General features: G+C 58.9%; 20 protein-coding genes and 1 riboswitch. Of the genes, 4 read left to right on the top strand and 16 right to left on the bottom strand.

The genetic code is table 11. From position 1 onward, the window contains the following. Positions 1–6 precede the first annotated feature (6 nt). The 10 genes from rpoE to ACO1VH_RS01760 form a co-directional block, all read right to left on the bottom strand. A complete protein-coding gene (gene rpoE / locus ACO1VH_RS01715; protein ID WP_188419202.1) occupies positions 7–609 on the bottom strand; it encodes an RNA polymerase sigma factor RpoE in 603 nt (200 codons plus the stop codon). Between the two features lie 69 nt (positions 610–678). Next, positions 679–1,155: a protein YgfX gene (locus tag ACO1VH_RS01720; protein WP_486241957.1), complete on the bottom strand. Its 477-nt coding sequence runs from the start codon at positions 1,153–1,155 to the stop codon at positions 679–681. A gap of 51 nt (positions 1,156–1,206) precedes the next feature. Beyond that, positions 1,207–2,448 carry a beta-ketoacyl-ACP synthase II gene (fabF, locus tag ACO1VH_RS01725; RefSeq protein WP_486241959.1) on the bottom strand — a complete coding sequence of 414 codons (1,242 nt, stop codon included), beginning with the start codon at positions 2,446–2,448 and terminating at the stop codon, positions 1,207–1,209. A 36-nt stretch (positions 2,449–2,484) separates the two neighbouring features. Beyond that, complete coding sequence (gene acpP / locus ACO1VH_RS01730; protein WP_188419205.1) at positions 2,485–2,724, bottom strand: acyl carrier protein; 240 nt, start codon at positions 2,722–2,724, stop codon at positions 2,485–2,487. Positions 2,725–2,842: 118 nt separating this feature from the next. Further along, entirely contained in the window at positions 2,843–3,583 is a 741-nt protein-coding gene (fabG, locus tag ACO1VH_RS01735) for a 3-oxoacyl-ACP reductase FabG (RefSeq protein ID WP_486241960.1), read from the bottom strand. Continuing rightward, positions 3,580–4,512, bottom strand: a complete 933-nt coding sequence (gene fabD, locus ACO1VH_RS01740) for an ACP S-malonyltransferase (RefSeq protein ID WP_486241961.1) — start codon at positions 4,510–4,512, stop codon at positions 3,580–3,582. The genes fabG and fabD overlap by 4 nt, the downstream gene beginning before the upstream one ends. Before the next feature lie 29 nt (positions 4,513–4,541). Further along, complete coding sequence (locus ACO1VH_RS01745; protein WP_486241963.1) at positions 4,542–5,528, bottom strand: beta-ketoacyl-ACP synthase III; 987 nt, start codon at positions 5,526–5,528, stop codon at positions 4,542–4,544. Further along, complete coding sequence (gene plsX / locus ACO1VH_RS01750; RefSeq protein ID WP_486241965.1) at positions 5,525–6,610, bottom strand: phosphate acyltransferase PlsX; 1,086 nt, start codon at positions 6,608–6,610, stop codon at positions 5,525–5,527. The genes ACO1VH_RS01745 and plsX overlap by 4 nt, the downstream gene beginning before the upstream one ends. Positions 6,611–6,756: 146 nt before the next feature. Then, positions 6,757–6,939 (bottom strand): 50S ribosomal protein L32, encoded by a 183-nt coding sequence (gene rpmF / locus ACO1VH_RS01755; RefSeq protein ID WP_188419210.1) that lies wholly within the window; start codon positions 6,937–6,939, stop codon positions 6,757–6,759. Positions 6,940–7,042: 103 nt separating this feature from the next. Then, on the bottom strand, positions 7,043–7,540 hold the full coding sequence (locus tag ACO1VH_RS01760; protein ID WP_486241967.1) for a YceD family protein: 498 nt from the start codon (positions 7,538–7,540) through the stop codon (positions 7,043–7,045). A 106-nt stretch (positions 7,541–7,646) separates the two neighbouring features. On the opposite strand from ACO1VH_RS01760, the gene ACO1VH_RS01765 reads away from it, so the two are divergent. Continuing rightward, entirely contained in the window at positions 7,647–8,261 is a 615-nt protein-coding gene (locus tag ACO1VH_RS01765) for a Maf-like protein (protein ID WP_486241969.1), read from the top strand. Between the two features lie 11 nt (positions 8,262–8,272). Next, positions 8,273–9,022 (top strand): SAM-dependent methyltransferase, encoded by a 750-nt coding sequence (locus tag ACO1VH_RS01770; RefSeq protein ID WP_486241971.1) that lies wholly within the window; start codon positions 8,273–8,275, stop codon positions 9,020–9,022. 287 nt (positions 9,023–9,309) lie between these two features. Here ACO1VH_RS01770 and ACO1VH_RS01775 read toward each other — a convergent pair whose 3' ends face one another. The 3 genes from ACO1VH_RS01775 to rluC all read right to left on the bottom strand — a co-directional run bounded on the left by ACO1VH_RS01775 (position 9,310) and on the right by rluC (position 12,168). Continuing rightward, the gene (locus ACO1VH_RS01775; RefSeq protein ID WP_486241973.1) at positions 9,310–10,284 is read right to left on the bottom strand and encodes a S49 family peptidase; all 975 of its coding nucleotides are present in this window, start codon (positions 10,282–10,284) and stop codon (positions 9,310–9,312) included. Between the two features lie 172 nt (positions 10,285–10,456). After that, positions 10,457–11,116 carry an HAD-IIIA family hydrolase gene (locus ACO1VH_RS01780; protein WP_486242821.1) on the bottom strand — a complete coding sequence of 220 codons (660 nt, stop codon included), beginning with the start codon at positions 11,114–11,116 and terminating at the stop codon, positions 10,457–10,459. Positions 11,117–11,148: 32 nt separating this feature from the next. Further along, positions 11,149–12,168, bottom strand: coding sequence for a 23S rRNA pseudouridine(955/2504/2580) synthase RluC (gene rluC, locus ACO1VH_RS01785; RefSeq protein WP_486241975.1), 1,020 nt, complete (start codon positions 12,166–12,168; stop codon positions 11,149–11,151). 668 nt (positions 12,169–12,836) lie between these two features. On the opposite strand from rluC, the gene ACO1VH_RS01790 reads away from it, so the two are divergent. Then, positions 12,837–15,725: an Rne/Rng family ribonuclease gene (locus tag ACO1VH_RS01790; RefSeq protein WP_486241977.1), complete on the top strand. Its 2,889-nt coding sequence runs from the start codon at positions 12,837–12,839 to the stop codon at positions 15,723–15,725. Positions 15,726–15,798: 73 nt separating this feature from the next. On the opposite strand, the gene ACO1VH_RS01795 is transcribed toward ACO1VH_RS01790, so the two are convergent. The 3 genes from ACO1VH_RS01795 to ACO1VH_RS01805 all read right to left on the bottom strand — a co-directional run bounded on the left by ACO1VH_RS01795 (position 15,799) and on the right by ACO1VH_RS01805 (position 18,649). Then, positions 15,799–16,293, bottom strand: a complete 495-nt coding sequence (locus tag ACO1VH_RS01795; protein ID WP_486241979.1) for a 6,7-dimethyl-8-ribityllumazine synthase — start codon at positions 16,291–16,293, stop codon at positions 15,799–15,801. Positions 16,294–16,393: 100 nt separating this feature from the next. After that, a riboswitch (FMN riboswitch) is annotated at positions 16,394–16,565 on the bottom strand. 87 nt (positions 16,566–16,652) lie between these two features. Next, positions 16,653–18,122 carry a DNA recombination protein RmuC gene (locus ACO1VH_RS01800; RefSeq protein ID WP_486241981.1) on the bottom strand — a complete coding sequence of 490 codons (1,470 nt, stop codon included), beginning with the start codon at positions 18,120–18,122 and terminating at the stop codon, positions 16,653–16,655. A gap of 86 nt (positions 18,123–18,208) precedes the next feature. Then, positions 18,209–18,649 (bottom strand): group II truncated hemoglobin, encoded by a 441-nt coding sequence (locus ACO1VH_RS01805; protein ID WP_486241982.1) that lies wholly within the window; start codon positions 18,647–18,649, stop codon positions 18,209–18,211. A gap of 157 nt (positions 18,650–18,806) precedes the next feature. On the opposite strand from ACO1VH_RS01805, the gene ACO1VH_RS01810 reads away from it, so the two are divergent. Continuing rightward, positions 18,807–19,841, top strand: a complete 1,035-nt coding sequence (locus tag ACO1VH_RS01810) for a DUF481 domain-containing protein (protein ID WP_486241984.1) — start codon at positions 18,807–18,809, stop codon at positions 19,839–19,841. The last annotated feature ends 9 nt before the right edge of the window (positions 19,842–19,850 follow it).

The following is a 19,850-nucleotide window of genomic DNA, read 5'->3' on the forward strand; positions in this document are numbered from 1 at the left end:
CCGTTTTTACCAACGCTTATCGATTGCCGTGTCCAGCAACGGCCTTAATTTTTCCGAAATCGCTTCGCGCGCACGGAAAATCCGACTGCGCACCGTGCCGATCGGACAACCCATCGACTCGGCGATTTCGTCATAGCTCAACCCTTCGATCTCGCGCAGGGTAATCGCCATCCGCAACTCTTCCGGCAGTTCATCCATCGCGACGTTCAACGTCTGGGCGATTTGCTTGGTTGCCAACAGCGACTCCGGCGTGTTGATATCTCTTAGGTGGTCGCCATCGTCAAAAGTTTCGGCCTCCTCGACATCGGCCTCGGTCGATGTCGGTGCCCTGCGCCCTTGCGTCACCAGGTAGTTTTTCGCCGTGTTGATCCCGATCCGGTACAGCCACGTATAGAACGCGGAGTCGCCGCGAAACTGGGGTAACGCGCGATAAGCCTTGATGAACGCCTCCTGCACGACGTCCTCGGCTTCCGCCTGGTCGCGCACGAGCCGCGATACCAGTCGCATCAGTTTTCGTTGGTACTTGATCACCAACAGCTCGAAAGCCTTTTTGTCGCCGCGTTGTACGCGCTCGACGAGTTGCTGATCAATATCGCGTTCTGTCGTCAAATCCCCGTTCCCTTGTTATGTCGCAACACGCACGCGCTCGTGCTGTTGACTGGGCGAAACACGATTAGTTCAAATATCCTGCACAATTCCCTCGCGGCGCTCGGTCTCCGGTCCACGCATCGCAATCCAGCGACACGCCACCAGCAGCCGTCGAAATCCATCCGAGGGCGCAGAATCCGGCAGCACGATCACCATCTCCGTATGCTGCTTGGCATTCTGCAAATGCAAGATTAACAAAACTGGCCACAACACGGAGATCGGCAGCAGCCTGACCGGTTCGGCCCGTGCATCGCACGTCGACAAGAATATTTTCCCTGTCCCCGAGACATGAATTGCATAAGACTTGCGTTTTCTCTCGCGGCGGAATGCATGACCTGCAAGCACCAGGCATACCCCCGCAATGACGATCCGAAAAGCCGGCGACAAAGCACCCGTGAGGCCCAAGCCGATCACCACGCCAGCGCACAGCACTGCAATACACATGACCATCGTCATCAGAGACAATAGTCTGGATGGCTGCACCACGGTGCTGACCGCGATCGACATGGGTGGATAAAGTGAAAAATCCGATTGCCCTTGCGAGCAATCGGATTTCGATCAGACCTTACCGAAGATCAGGGTACCGTTCGTACCGCCGAATCCGAAGTTGTTCTTCATCGCGTACTGGATCGGCATCTCGCGCGCCGCGTTGGCGCAGTAGTCGAGATCGCATTCCGGATCCTGGTTGAAGATATTGATCGTCGGCGGCGAAATCTGATGATGCACGGCCAGAACGGTGAACACCGATTCCAGTCCGCCGGCACCGCCCAGCAAGTGGCCGGTCATCGACTTCGTCGAATTGACGGTCAGCTTCTTCGCGTGTGCGCCAAAGGCAGCCTTGACTGCATCGGATTCGTTCTTGTCGCCGAGCGGTGTCGAAGTGCCGTGCGCGTTCAGGTATTGCACCTGGTCAGCGGAAATTTCCGCATTCTTCAGTGCGTTGACCATGCTGCGGCGCGGACCGTCCATGTTCGGCGCAGTGATGTGATAGGCATCGGCGCTCATGCCAAAGCCGACCAATTCCGCGTAGATCTTCGCACCGCGTGCCTTCGCTGCCTCGTACTCTTCGAGCACCATCACGCCTGCGCCTTCGCCGAGGACGAAACCGTCGCGATCCTTGTCCCACGGACGCGATGCCGTCGCCGGATCGTCATTGCGGGAGGACAGCGCACGCGCTGCCGCAAAACCACCCAGCCCCAGCGGGGAAATCGTGGATTCGGCGCCGCCTGCAATCATCACATCCGCATCGCCGTATTCAATCATGCGAGCGGCCGAGCCGATGGCATGCAAGCCGGTCGTGCAGGCCGTCACGACGGCGAGATTGGGGCCCTTGAGCCCGTAATGAATCGACAGGTGGCCGGAAATCATGTTGATGATCGATGCCGGCACGAAGAATGGGCTGATGCGGCGCGGGCCGCGATTCGTCAATTCTGCATGCGTATCTTCGATCAATGGCAGACCACCGATACCGGAACCGACGATGACGCCGATGCGCTCGGCATTTTCTTCGGTCACCTGCAGGCCGCTGTCTTGCATCGCCTGCATGCCAGCTGCCACGCCGTAATGGATGAAGGTATCCATGTGGCGTGCTTCCTTACCGGGAATGTAATCCTCGATATTGAAGTTCTTCACTTCTCCAGCAAAATGCGTGCTGAAGGGAGTCGCATCGAATTTGGTGATGGTGGCAATGCCTGACTGGCCTGCCGTGATGGCTTTCCACGTATCCGCGACATTGTTGCCGACGGGAGAAACACAACCAAGACCAGTTACGACGACACGACGTTTACTAGAGCGGCTCAAGCAATTCTCCTGGAGTCGTTCAAATTCAAAACAAGCTTACGCTTTGACGTTTGCCTTGGCGTAGTCGATCGCCTGCTGCACGGTGGTGATTTTTTCGGCTTGCTCGTCCGGGATTTCCATTTCGAATTCGTCTTCGAGCGCCATTACCAGTTCAACGGTATCGAGCGAGTCGGCACCCAGATCATCGACGAACGACGATTCGGTTTTGATGTCCGCTTCGGCGACGCCCAGTTGTTCAGCAACGATTTTCTTAACGCGTTGTTCGATATCCGACATGTTTAACTCCAATGAGTGGTTACAGAAAGTGCGCGCATTTTAGCAGGTTTGCGCACCGATAAATTACTTTTGGCTTTTGTCATCGAGAAAGTCGATTCTGCGGCCAAAAGCGCCTAATTTACATATACATGCCGCCATTGACGTGCAGCGTGGTGCCGGTAATGTAGCCGGCCTGCGGTGAAGCAAGGAAGCTCACGGCTGCAGCGATGTCTTCCGGCTGGCCGAGACGACCGAGCGGGATCTGCTGCTTGAGTGCCGTCGTCTGTTCCTCGCCAAGCACCTTCGTCATGTCCGTATCGATGAAACCGGGTGCGACGCAGTTCACGGTGATATTGCGGCTGCCGATCTCGCGCGCCAGCGCGCGCGTCATGCCGGCAACACCCGCCTTGGCCGCAGCATAATTCATCTGTCCAGGATTGCCGGACGAGCCGACCACCGACGTTATGTTGATGATGCGACCATTGCGCGCTTTCATCATGCCGCGCAGCACAGCGCGCGACAGGCGGCCGACTGCCGTCAGATTGGTCGCGATCACGCTGTCCCACTCTTCGTCCTTCATGCGCATCGCCAGTTGATCCTGCGTGATGCCTGCATTGTTGACAAGAATCGTGACCGCGCCGAAATCCTTCTGGATTTCATCGATCAGCTCGACCGAACGCGTCGCATTATTGACATCAAGCACGACGCCTTTGCCGCCTTCGCCCAGATATTCCGAGATCGCTGCCGCGCCGGCTTCCGACGTTGCCGTACCGACCACTTTTGCGCCCTGCTTTGCCAGTTCCTGCGCAATGGCGCGTCCGATGCCGCGCGATGCGCCGGTAACCAATGCAACCTGGCCTGCCAGTTGAGTATTCGTCATTTCAAAAGCTCCAAAACAGCATCCAAAGATGCCTGATCCACAATCGCGTGTCCGGTCAGATCGCCGTTGATTCGCTTGGTCAAGCCGGCCAGCACCTTGCCCGGACCGCATTCGACGAGATCGGTCACGCCGTCCGCCGCCATCTTCTGCACCGTTTCGACCCAGCGAACCGGGTTGGCCGCCTGGCGTACCAGCGCATCCTTGATACCGTCCACGTCATTGACGATGGCAACATCGACATTGTTGATCAGTGGAATCTGCGGCGCATTGAACGCCAGCGGCGCCAGGTATTCGCGCAGGTGATCCGACGCCGGCTTCAGCAGCGACGAATGGAAAGGCGCGGAAACCGGCAGCGGCAGCGCGCGCTTGGCGCCCTTTGCCTTGGCTGCTTCGCAGGCACGCTCGATCGCCGCCTTGTGACCGGCAATCACGACTTGCGCCGGCGCATTGAAGTTGACCGCTTCGACGACTTCGCCCTGCGCCGCTTCCTGGCAGGCGGCTAGCACGTCGGCATCGGACAAGCCGAGAATTGCCGCCATGCCACCCCGACCGACAGGCACAGCTTCCTGCATCGCCTTGGCGCGGAAGCGCACCAGCGGCACGGCATCCTTGAATGGGATCACACCGGCTGCGACCAGTGCCGAATACTCACCCAGGCTGTGACCAGCCACCACCGCCGGTGCCTTGCCGCCCGCAGCGATCCATGCGCGATACATCGCGACAGCTGCAGTCAACATCACCGGCTGTGTGTTGGTGGTCAGATCTAGGTCTTCCTTCGGACCTTCGGCGATCAGTTTCGCCAGATCGAATTGCAGCGCATCGGATGCTTCCGCCAGCGTCTGCTGCACGACCGCGTTATCGGCGAAACCGTTCAGCATGCCAATGGCTTGCGAACCTTGTCCGGGGAAAACGAATGCGAATTTGCTCATGTTGTTATTTGTTTCCGGGAGTCAATCAATTACATGCGCGCCAGAACCGCGCCCCACGTGAAGCCGCCGCCGACGCCTTCCATCATCACGTTCTGGCCCGGCTTGATGCGACCGTCGCGCACGCCGGTATCCAACGCCAGCGGAATCGATGCAGCCGACGTATTGCCGTGCTGGTCGACGGTGACGATCATCTTGTCCATGCCAAGGCCCAATTTCTTCGCCGTGCCCTGCATGATGCGGATATTGGCCTGATGCGGCACAATCCAGTCGATTTCGGACGCATCCATCTTCGCCTGTTGCAGTGCCTCGTTGGCGACCTTGTCGAGCAGGCCGACCGCCAGCTTGAAGACGGCCTGGCCATCCATGTACATGAAAGCGTTACCTTCAATCGCGCCGTTGCTGATGCGACCCGGGCCGCACAGGATGTCGCCATAGTTACCGTTGGCATGCAGCCGCGTAGCCAGCACGCCCGGTTCGTTCGATGCCGTCATCACGACTGCACCGGCGCCATCGCCGAACAGCACGCAAGTCGTACGATCGTTGAAGTCGATGATGCGCGAAAACACTTCGGCGCCGATCACCAGCACGTTCTTGTGTGAACCCGCCTTAATGAAGTTGTCCGCTGTCGATACCGCGTAGACGAAACCGCTACAGACCGCCTGCACGTCGACTGCTGCACATTCGTTGGTGATGCCCAACTTGCGCTGCACGACACAGGCCGTACTCGGGAAGCCACCAAAGAAATCCGGCGTCGAAGTCGCCAGGATGATCAGGTCAATATCGTTCGGCGCCAGTTTCGCCATCTCAAGCGCGCGCTTCGCAGCTTCGACGGCCAGATCGCTCGACTGCATACCTGGATCTGCGTAATGGCGCGCGGAAATACCGCTGCGCGAAACGATCCATTCGTCGGAAGTTTCGATGCCCTTCGCTGCCAGTTCGTCGGCCAATGCCTGGTTGGTGACGCGACGGGGCGGCAGATAGCTCCCCGTGCCGATAATTTTGCTATAGAGACTCATGCGGTTTTCTGTTCCGTGTTTTTATCTGTATTGGTCGGGGCGTCGGCGGGAGAAGGAGTTTGCGGCATCAGGTCGGCGATCTTTGTCGAAATACGCGACAGCAGATCGTTGTTTGCCGCATCGAAAGCACGCCGGATCGCCCATTGGTATCCATATGCATCGGCGCCGCCATGGCTCTTGAATACCAGCCCGCGCAAACCAAGCAGACTGCCGCCGTTGTAGCGCGATGGATTCAAACGTTGCGAAATGGCTTTCAGCGCGGCGCGCGCAATCAATGCGCCCAGCATGTTCAGCGGCGTGCGCTTGAACTCGGTGGTCAGCACGCTCTTGACGAAGCGGCCCAGGCCTTCCGACGTCTTCAGCGTGACGTTGCCGACGAAACCGTCGCAGACGACGATGTCGGTCGTCCCCTTGAAGATGTCATCGCCTTCGACGTTGCCGTAGAAATTCAGCGTGCCCTTCTCGTGATCGGCACGCAGCAGCATTGCCGTCTGCTTGACGACGTCATTGCCCTTGATGTCTTCCTCACCCACATTCAGCAGACCGACTGTCGGCTTGGCCTTGCCTTCCATCGCCGATACCAGCGCCGAGCCCATCAACGCGAACTGATGCAGATGCTGCGGTTCGCAATCGACGTTGGCGCCCAGATCCAGCATATAGGTCGGGCCGTCTTTCTGATTGGGGAGAATGCTGCAGATCGCCGGGCGATCGACGCCGGGAATGGTCTTGAGCACGTAGCGGGAAATCGCCATCAGTGCGCCGGTATTGCCGGCGGAGACGCAGGCATGCGCCTGGCCTTCCTTGACGAGATTGATCGCGATGCGCATCGACGAGTCGCGCTTGCGACGCAACGCCGTTTCCAGCGTATCGTTCATCTCGACGACATCCGCCGCATGGACGACGGAAAGGCGTGGATGCTCCGCAGCCTTGCGCTTCTTCAATTCCGCCAGAAGCACGGCTTCCTGGCCGACGAGGATAAGCTCCGCTTCCGGCTCGCTTTCAACAAAGGAAATGGCTGCAGGAATGGTAACCGCCGGGCCGTGGTCTCCGCCCATGCAGTCTATGGATATTTTGATTGTCATTGGCTTGATTCAGTGCCTCGGTCCGGCCACATTATGCGGCAGGTTCGGCTTGATTCAAAATGACGCGATGCGCTTGATGTGCATATGAAAAAACGGCGCAAAGTCATGACTCAACGCGCCGCTTTCTTCGCCTGAACGGGAATGGATTATTCGTCGTTTTTGGTCTTCAGGACTTTACGGCCACGATAGAAGCCGTTCGGGCTGATGTGGTGACGCAGGTGCGTTTCACCCGTGGTTTGCTCGGTGCTCAGTTGCGGAGCAACCAGGAAGTCGTGCGAACGGTGCATACCGCGCTTCGACGGGGACTTTTTATTCTGTTGAACTGCCATGATGACTACTCCTAAACCTTAAGTTTGAAAATTCTAACACATCCGTTTTGCGTCACTGCGCAAAACAACCATTTCTGTTGCTGAAATTCTTCCTGCCGATATCTTACTGCTTCAGCCCCTTCAGAACGTCGAAAGGCGATGGCTTGCGCGTACTGTCTGCGGCATCCTGCATTGCACCGTCCGGACAGACTTCATGCTTGGACGACAGCGGCAACGACAACAAGGCCTCGTCTTCCACCAAATCCAGAATGTTCATCGACTTCGTGCCGACGATCACGTCGATCGACTCGTCGTCCAGCAACTCCTCGATTTCGTCCGCCTGCTCTTCGCTTCTGGCCAGCACCAGCACCTGTTCCGACGCAATATCGTGCTCCAGCGCCGTCATACAACGCTGGCAGACCAGCCGTACCTTGCCGGCGACCGTCATCGTCAGTTGAGGATGACCGAAACTGTTCGTATCGCCCTGCAACGTCCAGCGCAGCGACGCATTCCTATCGATGCATTCGGCAGCCAACCGGGACAGGTCGGCAACCGAAACCTCGCCCTCGCGCCGCTCGCCAAGCCGGCAGAATTCGAAAACGTCGATGGCAAAAGCGGTCATGGCTGCTGGCCGAATCCGGAAAACCTGCGATAATAACAGGCTTTTTCCTTATTCGTCAAAGCGTTAGCGCGTCTTTGTTGAGCGCTCATTCAAATAAACGTCAAAAATGCCTTCGCCCTCCCGCCAACCGCGTCTGATCCTTGGTTCCAGTTCGGTTTACCGCCGCGAACTGCTGTCCCGTTTGCGTATCCCGTTCGACGTGATGACCCCGGATATCGACGAAACGCCGCAAGCGGGGGAATCCCCCGAGACTACCGCTCTGAGGTTGGCAAAAGAGAAAGCCGCGGCAATCGCGGGCAAAGTGCAGAATGCGCTGGTCATCGGCTCCGACCAAGTCGCCACGCTGGATGGCGAACAAATCGGTAAGCCAGGAACGCATGACAAGGCATTGCAACAATTGCAAAAGATGCGCGGCCGTACTGTTGTCTTTCATACAGCGTTGTGCTTGTTTGACGGCCGCGATGGCGTCGGGGCGCCACAACACCAACTGGAAAACGTCCGTACCAGCGTCACGTTCCGCAACCTGCCCGATCACGAACTCGATGCCTATCTGCGCATCGAGCAGCCTTACGATTGCGCCGGCAGCGCCAAGAACGAAGGCTTGGGCATCGCACTGATCGAACGCATCGACAGCAGCGATCCGACCGCATTAACCGGCCTGCCGCTGATCGCATTGACTGCCATGCTGCGCCGTACCGGCGTGGAATTTTTCAATACATAAAAACCGTCGACATGCCGGGCACCCTCTATCTCATTCCCAATACGCTGGGCCAGCAGGCCGAAGCCGCCGATCCGCTGGCACATATCATTCCAGCCGATGTTCAGCACATCACGGCGCAGCTCGACTATTTCATTGCTGAAAACGCCAAGACCACACGCGCTTTTTTGAAGCTCGTCAACGCGCAGATTCCACTCGCAAAACCGCTGCAGGAAATCCGCATCGTCGAACTCGACGTCAACACGCAAGCTGCTGCGCTGCCCGCCTTGCTCGAACCGCTGCTGGCCGGTCAGGATGCCGGACTGACCTCGGAAGCCGGCGTACCCGCCGTTGCCGACCCTGGCGCCAATCTCGTTCGGCTGGCACATACGCATGGCATTCGCGTGCAACCGCTGGTCGGGCCATCATCGCTACTGCTTGCCGTGATGGCCAGCGGCCTGAGCGGACAAAACTTCGCCTTCAATGGATATCTGCCTATCGATACCGCTGCCCGCACGAAGCGCATCCGCCAACTGGAAGAACGCTCGCGCGCCGAAAAACAGACGCAGTTCTTCATCGAAACACCGTATCGCAATGCCGGCATGCTGGAAGCGCTGATTACGGCCTGCCGCCCCGATACACTGATCAGCATTGCCACCGATCTGACACTGCCATCGGAAACGATATGCACGCAATCCGCCGCTCAATGGAAGAAGCAGTTGGCAAACAGCGGCATGCCGGACTTTCACAAGAAGCCGACGGTCTTCCTGCTGCTGGCCGAATAAAAGAGAAATGAAAACGGCGCGCCGTTCAAGGCGCGCCGCAAGATGATGCAAAGCGGCGATGTTTCATCGCCGCTTTGCCTGCCTTCCTAGAAGGCATCGGGATGGGCCATGAGACCCCTGCGTTATCGTAAAAATGCGAGCGATTGCAATCCATTGATTGCTGACGTTGTTGCATTCACATCGTCGGATGTGGATAACGCGATCTCAATATAGTCAATCACTCCGAAACTGCAAGACGATTTTCACGGTGCCACTGAAAAAATACGATGGCATCTTGCAGTCAATCATTACCTGAGATTCGGCATCCATTGTTCGGTGAGTGCCTTCACCGCAGACGCACCGGCAGCCGCACCGAATTTCCGCAGAACACGATCCGACAGACCTTCCCTTTGCGTGTAATCGACGACGTTCGTCGACTTCAGCTGATCACGCGCCACGCTTTCCACCGTACCGAAACCGTCAGCCAATCCCAAGTCCACCGACTTCGCGCCGCTCCACACGAGGCCGGAGAAAATCTCCGGCACTTCCTTCAGGCGCGTACCACGCCCCTTGCGTACAACGTCGATGAACTGCTGATGAATTTCATCCAGCATGTTCTGCGCATACAACTTCTGCTTGTCGGACTGCGGGCTGAACGGATCGAGGAAGCCCTTGTTCTCACCGGCCGTCAGCAGGCGGCGTTCGACGCCAAGCTTCTCCATCGCACCGGTGAAACCGAAGCCGTCCATCAACACGCCGATCGAACCGACGATGCTGGCCTTGTTCACGTAGATACGATCGGCAGCGGCAGCGATGTAGTAGCCGCCCGATGCGCAGATATCGGTAACGACGACATACAACGGCTTCTTCGGATATTTGGTACGCAGACGCGTCATTTCATCGTTGATGATGCCGGCCTGCACCGGGCTGCCGCCCGGGCTGTTGATCTGCATGATGACACCGACCGTGCCCGGATCCTCATACGCCTTGTTCAATGCAGACACTACAGCGTCCGCATCGACGGCGCCCTTGGCCTCGATCGTGCCGTCAAGTTTGATCAGCGCCGTATGCGGGCCGACGTTCTCCATTTCCGAAACCGACGATCCCAGCACCAGCCACAGACCGAAGCCGATCACCGCCAGTGTTGCCAGCTTGAAGAAGATGCTCCAGCGACGGCGTGCGCGCTGTTCTTTCAATGTGGCAAAGGCCAGCTTTTCCAGCACGTCCCTTTCCCAGCCGTCTTTTCTCTGCATCTGCCTGCCTTGATCGTTGTCGTTGCTCATGATCTCACTCGATGGGTTTTCCGCCGCGCAAGCGCGTGCGGTTCTGACATGTTCGTCGGGCTGCCAGCATACCCGATATCCTTTTCGACAATGTGAATGCGCCGCGGATTACGGCTGCGGTTGGCTCGGCCGTCTCGGTTCGATACGTTCCGTCGTCATGGCATCGCTTTTATCAGGCGTGCGCATTCAGCCACGCGTGCAGTTCTGCCACAGAATTGGCGGCGAACAGTGGATGTAGCGCCTGAAGATCGGCCGGCGGATGCGCGCCGTAATGCACGGCAATGCCTGCGGCGCCGGCATTGCTCGCCAACAGCAAATCGTGCGTGGTGTCGCCGATCATCACAGTGCGCTGCATGTCCTGTCCCAGTTCGCGCGTCAGTTCTTCCAGCATGGCCGGGTGCGGCTTGGAGAAGGTTTCATCGGCGCAGCGTGTCGCATCGAAACGCGATTCCAGCTCTGCCGCCTTCAACGCACGATTCAGGCCGACGCGGCTCTTGCCGGTCGCCACGCCGAGGAAATATCCCTGATTCGCCAGATCTTCCAGCATCTCGTGCACGCCGTCGAACAGCGTCAGCCCGCCGTCCTGCGCCAGATAGTGATGACGATAGCGCTCGACGATGCGCGGATAGTATTTGGGATCGACATCGGGAATCGCCGCTTCCATTGCGCTCTGCAGGCTCAGCCCGATCACGTGTGCCGCGGCTCTTTCGTTCGGAACCGGCAGGCCGAGATCGCGCGCGGCCGCCTGGATGCAATGGACGATGGTCGCCGTGCTGTCCATCAGCGTGCCGTCCCAGTCGAAGACGATGAAATCGAATTGCTTTCTTGCCATGTCACTGACGGCCGACGCCGCCTGCTCCTTGCTCAATCACGTGTCTCTTTGAGACCTTTGAGAAAACGCGCGCATTCCGGCGGCATCGGCGCTTCCAGCGTCATCTGCCGACCGGTTTCGGGATGGATAAAGGTAATCTGGTGCGCGTGCAGAAACATGCGCTTCAATGCCTGTCGTTCGCCGTCTGCCTTCTGCAAGGCACGATTGAGTGCGAAATCGCCGTACTTGTCGTCGCCCGCGATCGGAAAACCGCTGGACGCCAGATGCACGCGAATCTGGTGCGTACGGCCCGTCTTCAGTTCCGCTTCCAGCAACGCAAAATCTTCGTATTTCCGCACCAGATTGAAAACCGTATGCGAAGGCATGCCGTCCGCCTGCACCCGCACGCGGCGCTCGCCGTCCGGCGTCGAATATTTATGCAGTGGCAACTTCACATGCTGGCGCGTATTCTTCCAGTCGCCATGCACCAGCGTCCAGTAACGCTTGTCCGGCTCGCCGCCGCGGATCTGCTCATGCAAATTCGTCAATGCCGAACGTTTCTTCGCCAGCAACAGCACGCCCGAGGTTTCGCGATCCAGTCGATGAACCAGCTCGAGGAATTTGGCGTCCGGCCGCGCCGCCCGCAATTGCTCGATCACGCCGTAGCTGACGCCGGAGCCGCCATGCACGGCCACGCCGGCCGGCTTGTCGATGACCAGTAGATGCGCATCTTCAAACAGGATATGGAATTCGGCGCCGGGCACGCCCGTCGTTGTCTTTTCGGCTACACGGACCGGCGGAACGCGTACCATATCGCCTTCCGCCAATCGATAGGTTTGATCAATGCGCCCTTTGTTGACGCGCACTTCGCCCGACCGCAGCACACGATAAATATGGCTTTTCGGCACACCCTTGCAGATACGAAGCAGGAAATTGTCGATACGCTGACCGGCTTCCTCCTCGGAAATCGTCAGCAGTTGAACCTGTGCAAAAGACGAGGAAGCGACCTGCGCTGACCGGGCGGGCGCAGGCTTTTCAGACCCTTTCCCGGAAAATCTCGCTAAGTCCTTCATTTTGAATATATAATCAGTTCGCAATGGCTACCAAGCCATTGCAGTGTAAGAATAAAAAACACATTCTACACAGGGGCCTCTCCATCGGCCTCGCCAATTTCGCAAATTTGATGGAAAAGATGTGTATGCACCGCGCTTGTGCGAATCAGGGTTGCACCGTTGTTGCAATCGGATAACGCGCAAGAGTGTTGGTCAGGATGTCTGGATTGTTAGGATAAAAGTCCGGCAAGCTCGCCGAATACGGAAAGCTTGCTGGTTGATGCAGCAGAACCGTTTTGCCGATTGCCCTTACTTAGTATGGTCAGAACCAATTGCCCACCAAACGCCGTCGTTGCGCTCGATGTACTCGAAGCGTCCGATGCCGATCGGGTGCGCATCCGGCAACCGCTTCTCCGCATCCGCGCCCCGTTGTGACGACAGCGCACTGCGCTGAGTCTCACACATCAAGGCAATTTCCCTCCCCCAGTCCTCCCGTCCCGCATACACCCCTGTACTGATCGCTGTTGCATGGCGCATGCGCCGTCGATGATGAAGAACGTGCTTGTCCGCAGTTGCTGCGAAAACGATAGCGAGAGGCTATCGATTTCCGCAGGCCGGAAGCACCGCCATCGCTGACGTCCTGCGTAACGCAACGGCACGTATGGCCTGCGGGCCGTGGAGCACAAAAAATGAAGCGTATGCTTTTCAACGCAACACAGCAGGAAGAACTGCGTGTTGCCATTGTCGATGGGCAAAAACTCATCGATATCGACATCGAAACCGCCGGACGCGAACAGCGCAAGTCCAATATCTACAAGGGTGTCATCACCCGCATCGAACCGTCGCTGGAAGCCTGCTTCGTCAGCTACGGCGAAGACCGCCACGGTTTCCTGCCGTTCAAGGAAGTCGCCCGCACCTACTTCAAGGAAGGCGTGGACGTGCGCAACGCCACCATCAAGGATGCGCTGCGCGAAGGCCAGGAAATCATGGTCCAGGTCGAAAAGGAAGAACGCGGTAACAAGGGCGCAGCCCTGACCTCGTTCATCTCGCTGGCCGGCCGCTATCTGGTCCTGATGCCGAACAATCCGCGTGGCGGCGGCGTGTCGCGCCGTGTCGAAGGCGAAGACCGCCAGGAACTGCGCGAAACCATGGACAAGCTGGACATTCCGCAAGGCATGTCCGTCATCGCCCGCACTGCCGGCATCGGCCGCAATGTCGATGAACTGCAGTGGGATCTGAACTACCTGATGCAGCTGTGGCGCGCGATCGAAGGCGCCGGCAAGTCAGCCCCTGGCGCTTTCCTGATCTACCAGGAATCGTCGCTGGTCATCCGCGCCATCCGCGACTATTTCCAGCCGGACATCGGCGAAATCCTGATCGACACCGACGACATCTACGAACAGGCCCAGCAGTTCATGAGCCATGTGATGCCGGACATGGTGCATCGCGTCAAACGCTACCGCGACGACGTGCCGCTGTTCTCGCGTTTCCAGATCGAACACCAGATCGAAACCGCCTACGCACGCACCGTGCCGCTGCCTTCCGGCGGCGCCATCGTGATCGACCACACCGAAGCGCTGGTTTCGATCGACGTCAACTCGGCACGCGCCACCCGCGGTACCGACATCGAAACGACCGCCTTCAACACCAACTGCGAAGCAGCCGAGGAAGTCGCCCGCCAGTTGCGCCTGCGCGACCTCGGCGGCCTGATCGTCATCGACTTCATTGACATGGAGAACGCGAAGAACCAGCGCGAAGTCGAGACCCGCCTGAAGGATGCGCTGCACTTCGACCGTGCGCGCGTGCAGATGGGCAAGATCTCCCGCTTCGGCCTGATGGAACTGTCGCGTCAGCGTCTGCGTCCGTCGCTGTCCGACGGCAGCCACGTGACCTGCCCGCGCTGCAACGGCACCGGCCACATCCGCGATACCGAATCGTCCGCCCTGCAGGTGCTGCGCATCATCCAGGAAGAGGCAATGAAGGAAAACTCCGCCGCCATCCATGTGCAGGCGCCGGTCGATGTCGCTGCCTTCCTGCTGAACGAGAAGCGCGGCGAGATTCTGAAGATCGAAACGCGCCATCGCGTCGCCGTCATCCTGATCCCGAACAAGCACCTGGAAACGCCGCATTACAAGCTGGAACGCATCAAGCACGACGATCCGCGCCTGGAAGACACGCAAGCCAGCTATGCAATGGCCGAGCAGGCAGAGACCGACATCAGCTACGGCAAGCGCCAGAAGGAAGAAACCAAGCCGCGTCAGGAAGCCGTCGTCAAGGGCATCACGCCAGACCAGCCTGCGCCGATTGTCGAGCGCAAGGAAGCCGGCGCCGCCAAACCTGCAGCTACAGCCGCACCGGTACAAAGCAAAGGCTTCTTCCAGAAACTGATCGACCTGTTCATGGGTGCGCCTGCCCAACCGGCACCGGTTGCAAAACCGGCCGCTGCCGAAGACAAGAACCAGCGTAATCGCGCTGAGCGCGGCGAACGTGGCGGCCGCAACCGCAATCGTCGCGGTGGACGCGGTGGACGCGAACGTGGTGAGGAACGCGAAGAAACCGCCAAGGCAGCTGCTCCGGCAGCCGAAGCGCAACAGCAGCAACGCCCGGCTCGTCCGCCACGGGAACCGCGCGAGGCACGCGAACAGCGCGAAGGCAATGAAAATCGCCGCGAGCGCGCACCGCGTCCGCCACGCGAGGATCGCAAGGAAACCGAAGCCGCCAAAGCGGTCGTCGCCGAAGCTGTCGAGCAACCGGCTCTGCAGCAACGCATCATTGCTCCTGCAAGCGAAGCGGTTGCCGATGCTGCAGTCGAATCGCCCATCCTCGACGTCAACGGCAATCCGCTGGAAGCCGCAACCGGCGAAGAACAGCCGCGCCGCCGTCGCCGCCGTGGCGGCCGCAACCGCAATCGCCGCGATCGCGATAATGTCGAAAATGCAGAGAATGCGGAAAATGCCGACGCCGCCGAAGGTGAAAACACCGTGACGGCCCTGCAGGAAACCACGCTGCTGGACGAAGCGGCAGAAGCCCCGGCGGCACAACCGCATGTCGACGCACGTACGATGGCCGCTGCCGTTGTCAGCGAAGCGATTGTTGAAACGGCACCGGTTGCTGTCGAAGCGGCTGCACCGCAACAGGAAGCAGCTACTACCGTCGCCACGGCGCCGGTCGAAGCAGCTGTCGAAACGATTGCGTCCGAACCAGAAATCGCCACGATTTCGCCGGAAGCCGTCGAAGAAACCGTAGCGGAAGCCAATAAGGAAATTATTGACGCACCGGTTGCCGCCGCCGAACTGGCACGCCAGCAAACGCTGTTCGCAGCCGAAACTGTCAGTGAAACACCGGCTGCAAGTGCCGCAGTAACGACTGCTTCGACCACAACGCCGGCAACGGCCGACACGCTGGACGCAGTCCTGCGCGCCGCCGGCCTGGAATTGGCATCGACCGATCCGATCAAGCTGCGTGCAGCACAGGAAGAAGCCGCCAAAATCGTCGCTGCACCGCGCGTACCGCGTGAACGCAAACCGTTGCCGCCGGCATCGAACGAACCGCTGATCCAGATGGAAACCAAGCGGTAATCGCTAGCGCTTCACACGAAGCGCACGATAAAAAAGGGAGCCCGCGGGCTCCCTTTTTCATGCTGTCGACGATTCAAGCAGCGATGCGGTCCGGCGCTGCCGCCAATTGCTGCACGCACCGAATCGTATCGGAACAGGCGTGTGCCGCTTCTTTCCCCTTCACCAGGAAATGCTCATGGAAGAAGCCATGATGCTCCTGATGCGAATGGAAGTGATGTGGCGTCAGCACGGCGGAAATGACCGGCACTTCCGTTTCCAGCTGCACCTGCATCAGGCCGCTGATGACGGCCTGCGCCACGAACTCATGGCGATAGACGCCACCGTCCACCACCAGTCCGGCGGCGACGACAGCTGCATAACGACCGCTTTTTGCCAGTAGCTTGGCATGCAGCGGAATCTCGAACGCGCCGGCAACTTCAAAGAAGTCGATGCTGTCGGCGGCATGGCCGCGCTGTGCCATTTCCTCGACGAAGGCGACGCGACACTGGTCGACGATGTCCTTGTGCCAGCTGGATTGAACGAAGGCGATACGACGGCCGCCCGCCTGGATATTGATGGGTGATTGCATGCAAAAGCTCCTGTCTGCAGAAAGAATTACAGGGCATGGTGAAGATCAAGCAGGAATGACAACGCGCACGCGTCCGAAGACGGCTGTGCGGAATGCGGCATTCCGTTCTCTATCATCCGGACTGTACCGTCGGCTCCGGAATCACACCGGATCTGCTGACTTCAACGCAATGGTTCGCAGAGAAGCAAACCGGAATCGCATCGAACGCTCGCGGGCTGGACATTGCTGTCATCACCGCCGGTGGGGAATTTCACCCCGCCCCGAGAACGCACTGCCGAACGAACACTCAGTTTGTTCGGCAGAGACGTGAATGTATCACGGTTGAAGAATTGCTGCCGGCGCGCCGGCCATCCATCCCATCATGCGTCATCCGACGGATCGAGCGATACATCCAGCGATGCGCCGCCCAGCAGTTGCTGTGCCGCGTCGCTCGGCAACGCTTCGACGGACTTGAGCTTGCGCGACATCTGGCGCGTGCGCGTTTCGGCCTGTTCGATATTTTTTGCTGCACGTTCCAGCGTCGTCTTGGTCGCGGCCAGCACGTCGCCGAACTTGCCGAATTCCGTCTTGACCGCGCCCAGCACCTGCCACACTTCGGACGAACGCTTTTCCAGCGCCAGCGTACGGAAGCCCATCTGCAGACTGTTCAGCAAGGCCGACAACGTCGACGGACCAGCAATGCTGACGCGGCAATTGCGCTGCAACTCGTCCGCCAGACCGGGGCGACGCATTACTTCCGCATACAGACCTTCGGTCGGCAGGAACAGAATGGCGAAATCTGTCGTCAGCGGCGGCGACAGATATTTCTCCGCGATCTTCTTCGCCTCGTTGCGAATCACTGTTTCCAGTTCGCGGCCCGCTGCCGCCACGCCATCCATGTCGGCATGTTCGGCGGCATCGGCCAGGCGCTCGTACTGCTCTTTCGGGAATTTCGCATCGATTGGCATCCAGACCGGCTGGTTCGCATCGTCCTTGCCCGGCAGCTTGACCGCGAATTCGACGCGTGCGCCGCTGCGCGGAATCGTCTCGACGTTCTTCGCATACTGTTCCGGCGTCAGCAATTGTTCCAGCAGCATTTCCAGCTGCACTTCGCCCCAGGTGCCGCGCGTCTTCACGTTTGTCAGTACGCGCTTCAGGTCGCCGACACCGACCGCCAGTTGCTGCATCTCGCCCAGCCCCTGATGCACTTTTTCCAACCGGTCGGACACCAGCTTGAACGATTCTCCCAAGCGTTGCTCCAGCGTCGCATGCAGCTTCTCGTCGACGGTCTTGCGCATTTCTTCCAGGCGCGTGCCGTTGTCGGTCTGCAGATCCTTGATCTTCGCTTCCAGCGTCGCGCGCACTTCGGCCATGCGTTGCGCATTCGATTCGGTCAACGCGGCCAGCGACTGGTTCAGCGTATCGCCGAAGCGTTTCAGCGCAACGGCCTGTTCGTCGCGCCCGGTCTGTGCCTGCTGTGCGATCGACTGCCGCATCGCTTCCAGTTGCTGCGCATTGGCTTCGTTCAGCTTCGCCAATTGCTGCGCAAAACTATCGATCTGGCTGTTTTGCAGCGTCGCCACGCTGGTCAGCTGCGCTGCGAGCGTCTGCTGGAATTGCGTGAAATTACCGCCCAGCTCCTGCCGCGTCGCCAGCGATGTCGACTGCAGCTGTTCGCGCAGTTCGCGCTCGATGCGTTCACCAGCCTGCTGCTGGCTGCGCTGCAGTTCCTGCTGAATCTGCGTCAGTTGCGATGCGTCGTTGCCGCGCTTGCGCATCAGCAGGACGATCTGCAGCACGACGACGATCAGCGCGGCGAACAGCAGAATGAAAAAATGCGTTTGTGTCATGGAATCTTCCGTCGGGAAGCGAAATCGAAAAGAGCAATCAGGCGTGACGCGCAGTCAACTACGCAAATTTCGCACCCTAGCCAAGCTTAACCGTGCATATTGCGCATCCAGTCGGCGGTTTCGGCAAACGCCTTGCGCAGATATTCCTGCAGCGCAGGCACGATGCCGACGTCTTCCATCGCCATGTCCATGCATTGCAGCCATTGATCGCGTTCGCTGATGCCGATCGCATACGGCAGATGGCGCGCACGCAGGCGCGGATGGCCGAAGCGTTCGATGAACAGATTGGGTCCGCCGGCCCAGCCGGAAAGGAACCAGAACAGCTTGTCGCGCGAACCGTCCAGCGTCGTCGGATGCAGTGCGCGTATGCCCGCGAACTGCGGCTCCAGATCCATCAAGTCGTAAAACCGGTCGACCAGCGCGCGCAACTCCTGCTCGCCACCGATCAGTTCATACAGCGTCGGTCGCTGTTCGGCCGACTGCTCGTCGGTGGATTTACCTTCTGTCAATTTGTCTTCTGTAGCCATAGCCCGCAATAATAACGCATCGGCCATGCGTAATTTTCCACCGTGATGCCGTCGCTCTCGCCTTCCGCGGGAATGAATGCCCGGCCAGCCGCCGGGAACTCGACGGCTAGGCGCGGCTCTACCCCGTGGTCATCATTCGTCCTCAAGGAGTTTCCCCATGTCTTACGGCAAGCGGGGCAGATTGCCCGCCCGTCCACTCGTCCTGTCCCTTCTCACCTGCCTCGCCGCCCTGCCCGCCTCTGCAGCAGTCATCACGCTGAACAACGGCGATCGCGTCACCGGCGAACTGAAACAAATGAACGATGGCGTATTGACGATCAAGTCGGACGTCTTCGGCGAAGTAAAAATCCCGTGGGGCAACGTCAACCGGATGGAGTCCGACGATGGCACGCGCCTCCAATTGCAGGACGGTACGCTGGTCAAAGGCAAGGCCGTGCTGGAACCAGACGGCACGGTTGCAGTCGACAACACGCCGCTCGGCCAGCCGCAGACGCTCACGCGGCAGGACGTCGCGGCGATCAATCCTCCCTTCAGCGACGGCACGCGCTACTCCGGCAAGTTCGATCTGGGCGGCGCCTTCAATCGCGGCAATTCGCATGACGATCAATTACATACCAATGGCGAATTCATCGCACGCAATCCGGACGATCGCTATACATTGACCTGGGAACTCAACGAAGCGCGCTCGGCCGATGAGAAGACCACATCGAACCGCCGCCTGCTTGGCCAGTACGACATGTTCCTCGATCCGCGCAACTACATGTTCGTGAATTTGAAAGCCGAGCAGGACAAGCTGGCCGATCTCAGGTTGCGCAGCGGCGCCGGTGGCGGTTACGGTCATCAGTTCTACGACAATGATCGGCTCAGGTTGTCCGGCGAAGTCGGTCTGAACTACATCAGGGAAGACTATTACACCGCGCCGGACGACTCCTTCCCCACGCTGGGCGTAGGCGTCAAGTACGAGCAGAAGTTCTTCAACCAGCGGCTGGTCTATTTCAACAACTTCAACGTCGATACCAATCTGCAGGATACCGGCGACGTGCTGGTACGCAACCGCATGGGCATCCGCATCCCGGTCGCCAACGGCATCAATCTCAGCACGCAGTTCAATCTGGATTACGACAATGAGCCGGCACCCGATGCGAAGAAGACCGACACGGCGCTGATCTTCAGCCTCGGCTACGCGTTCTGAGCGAAGGCT

It is taken from the genome of Oxalicibacterium sp. (genome assembly GCF_057353965.1).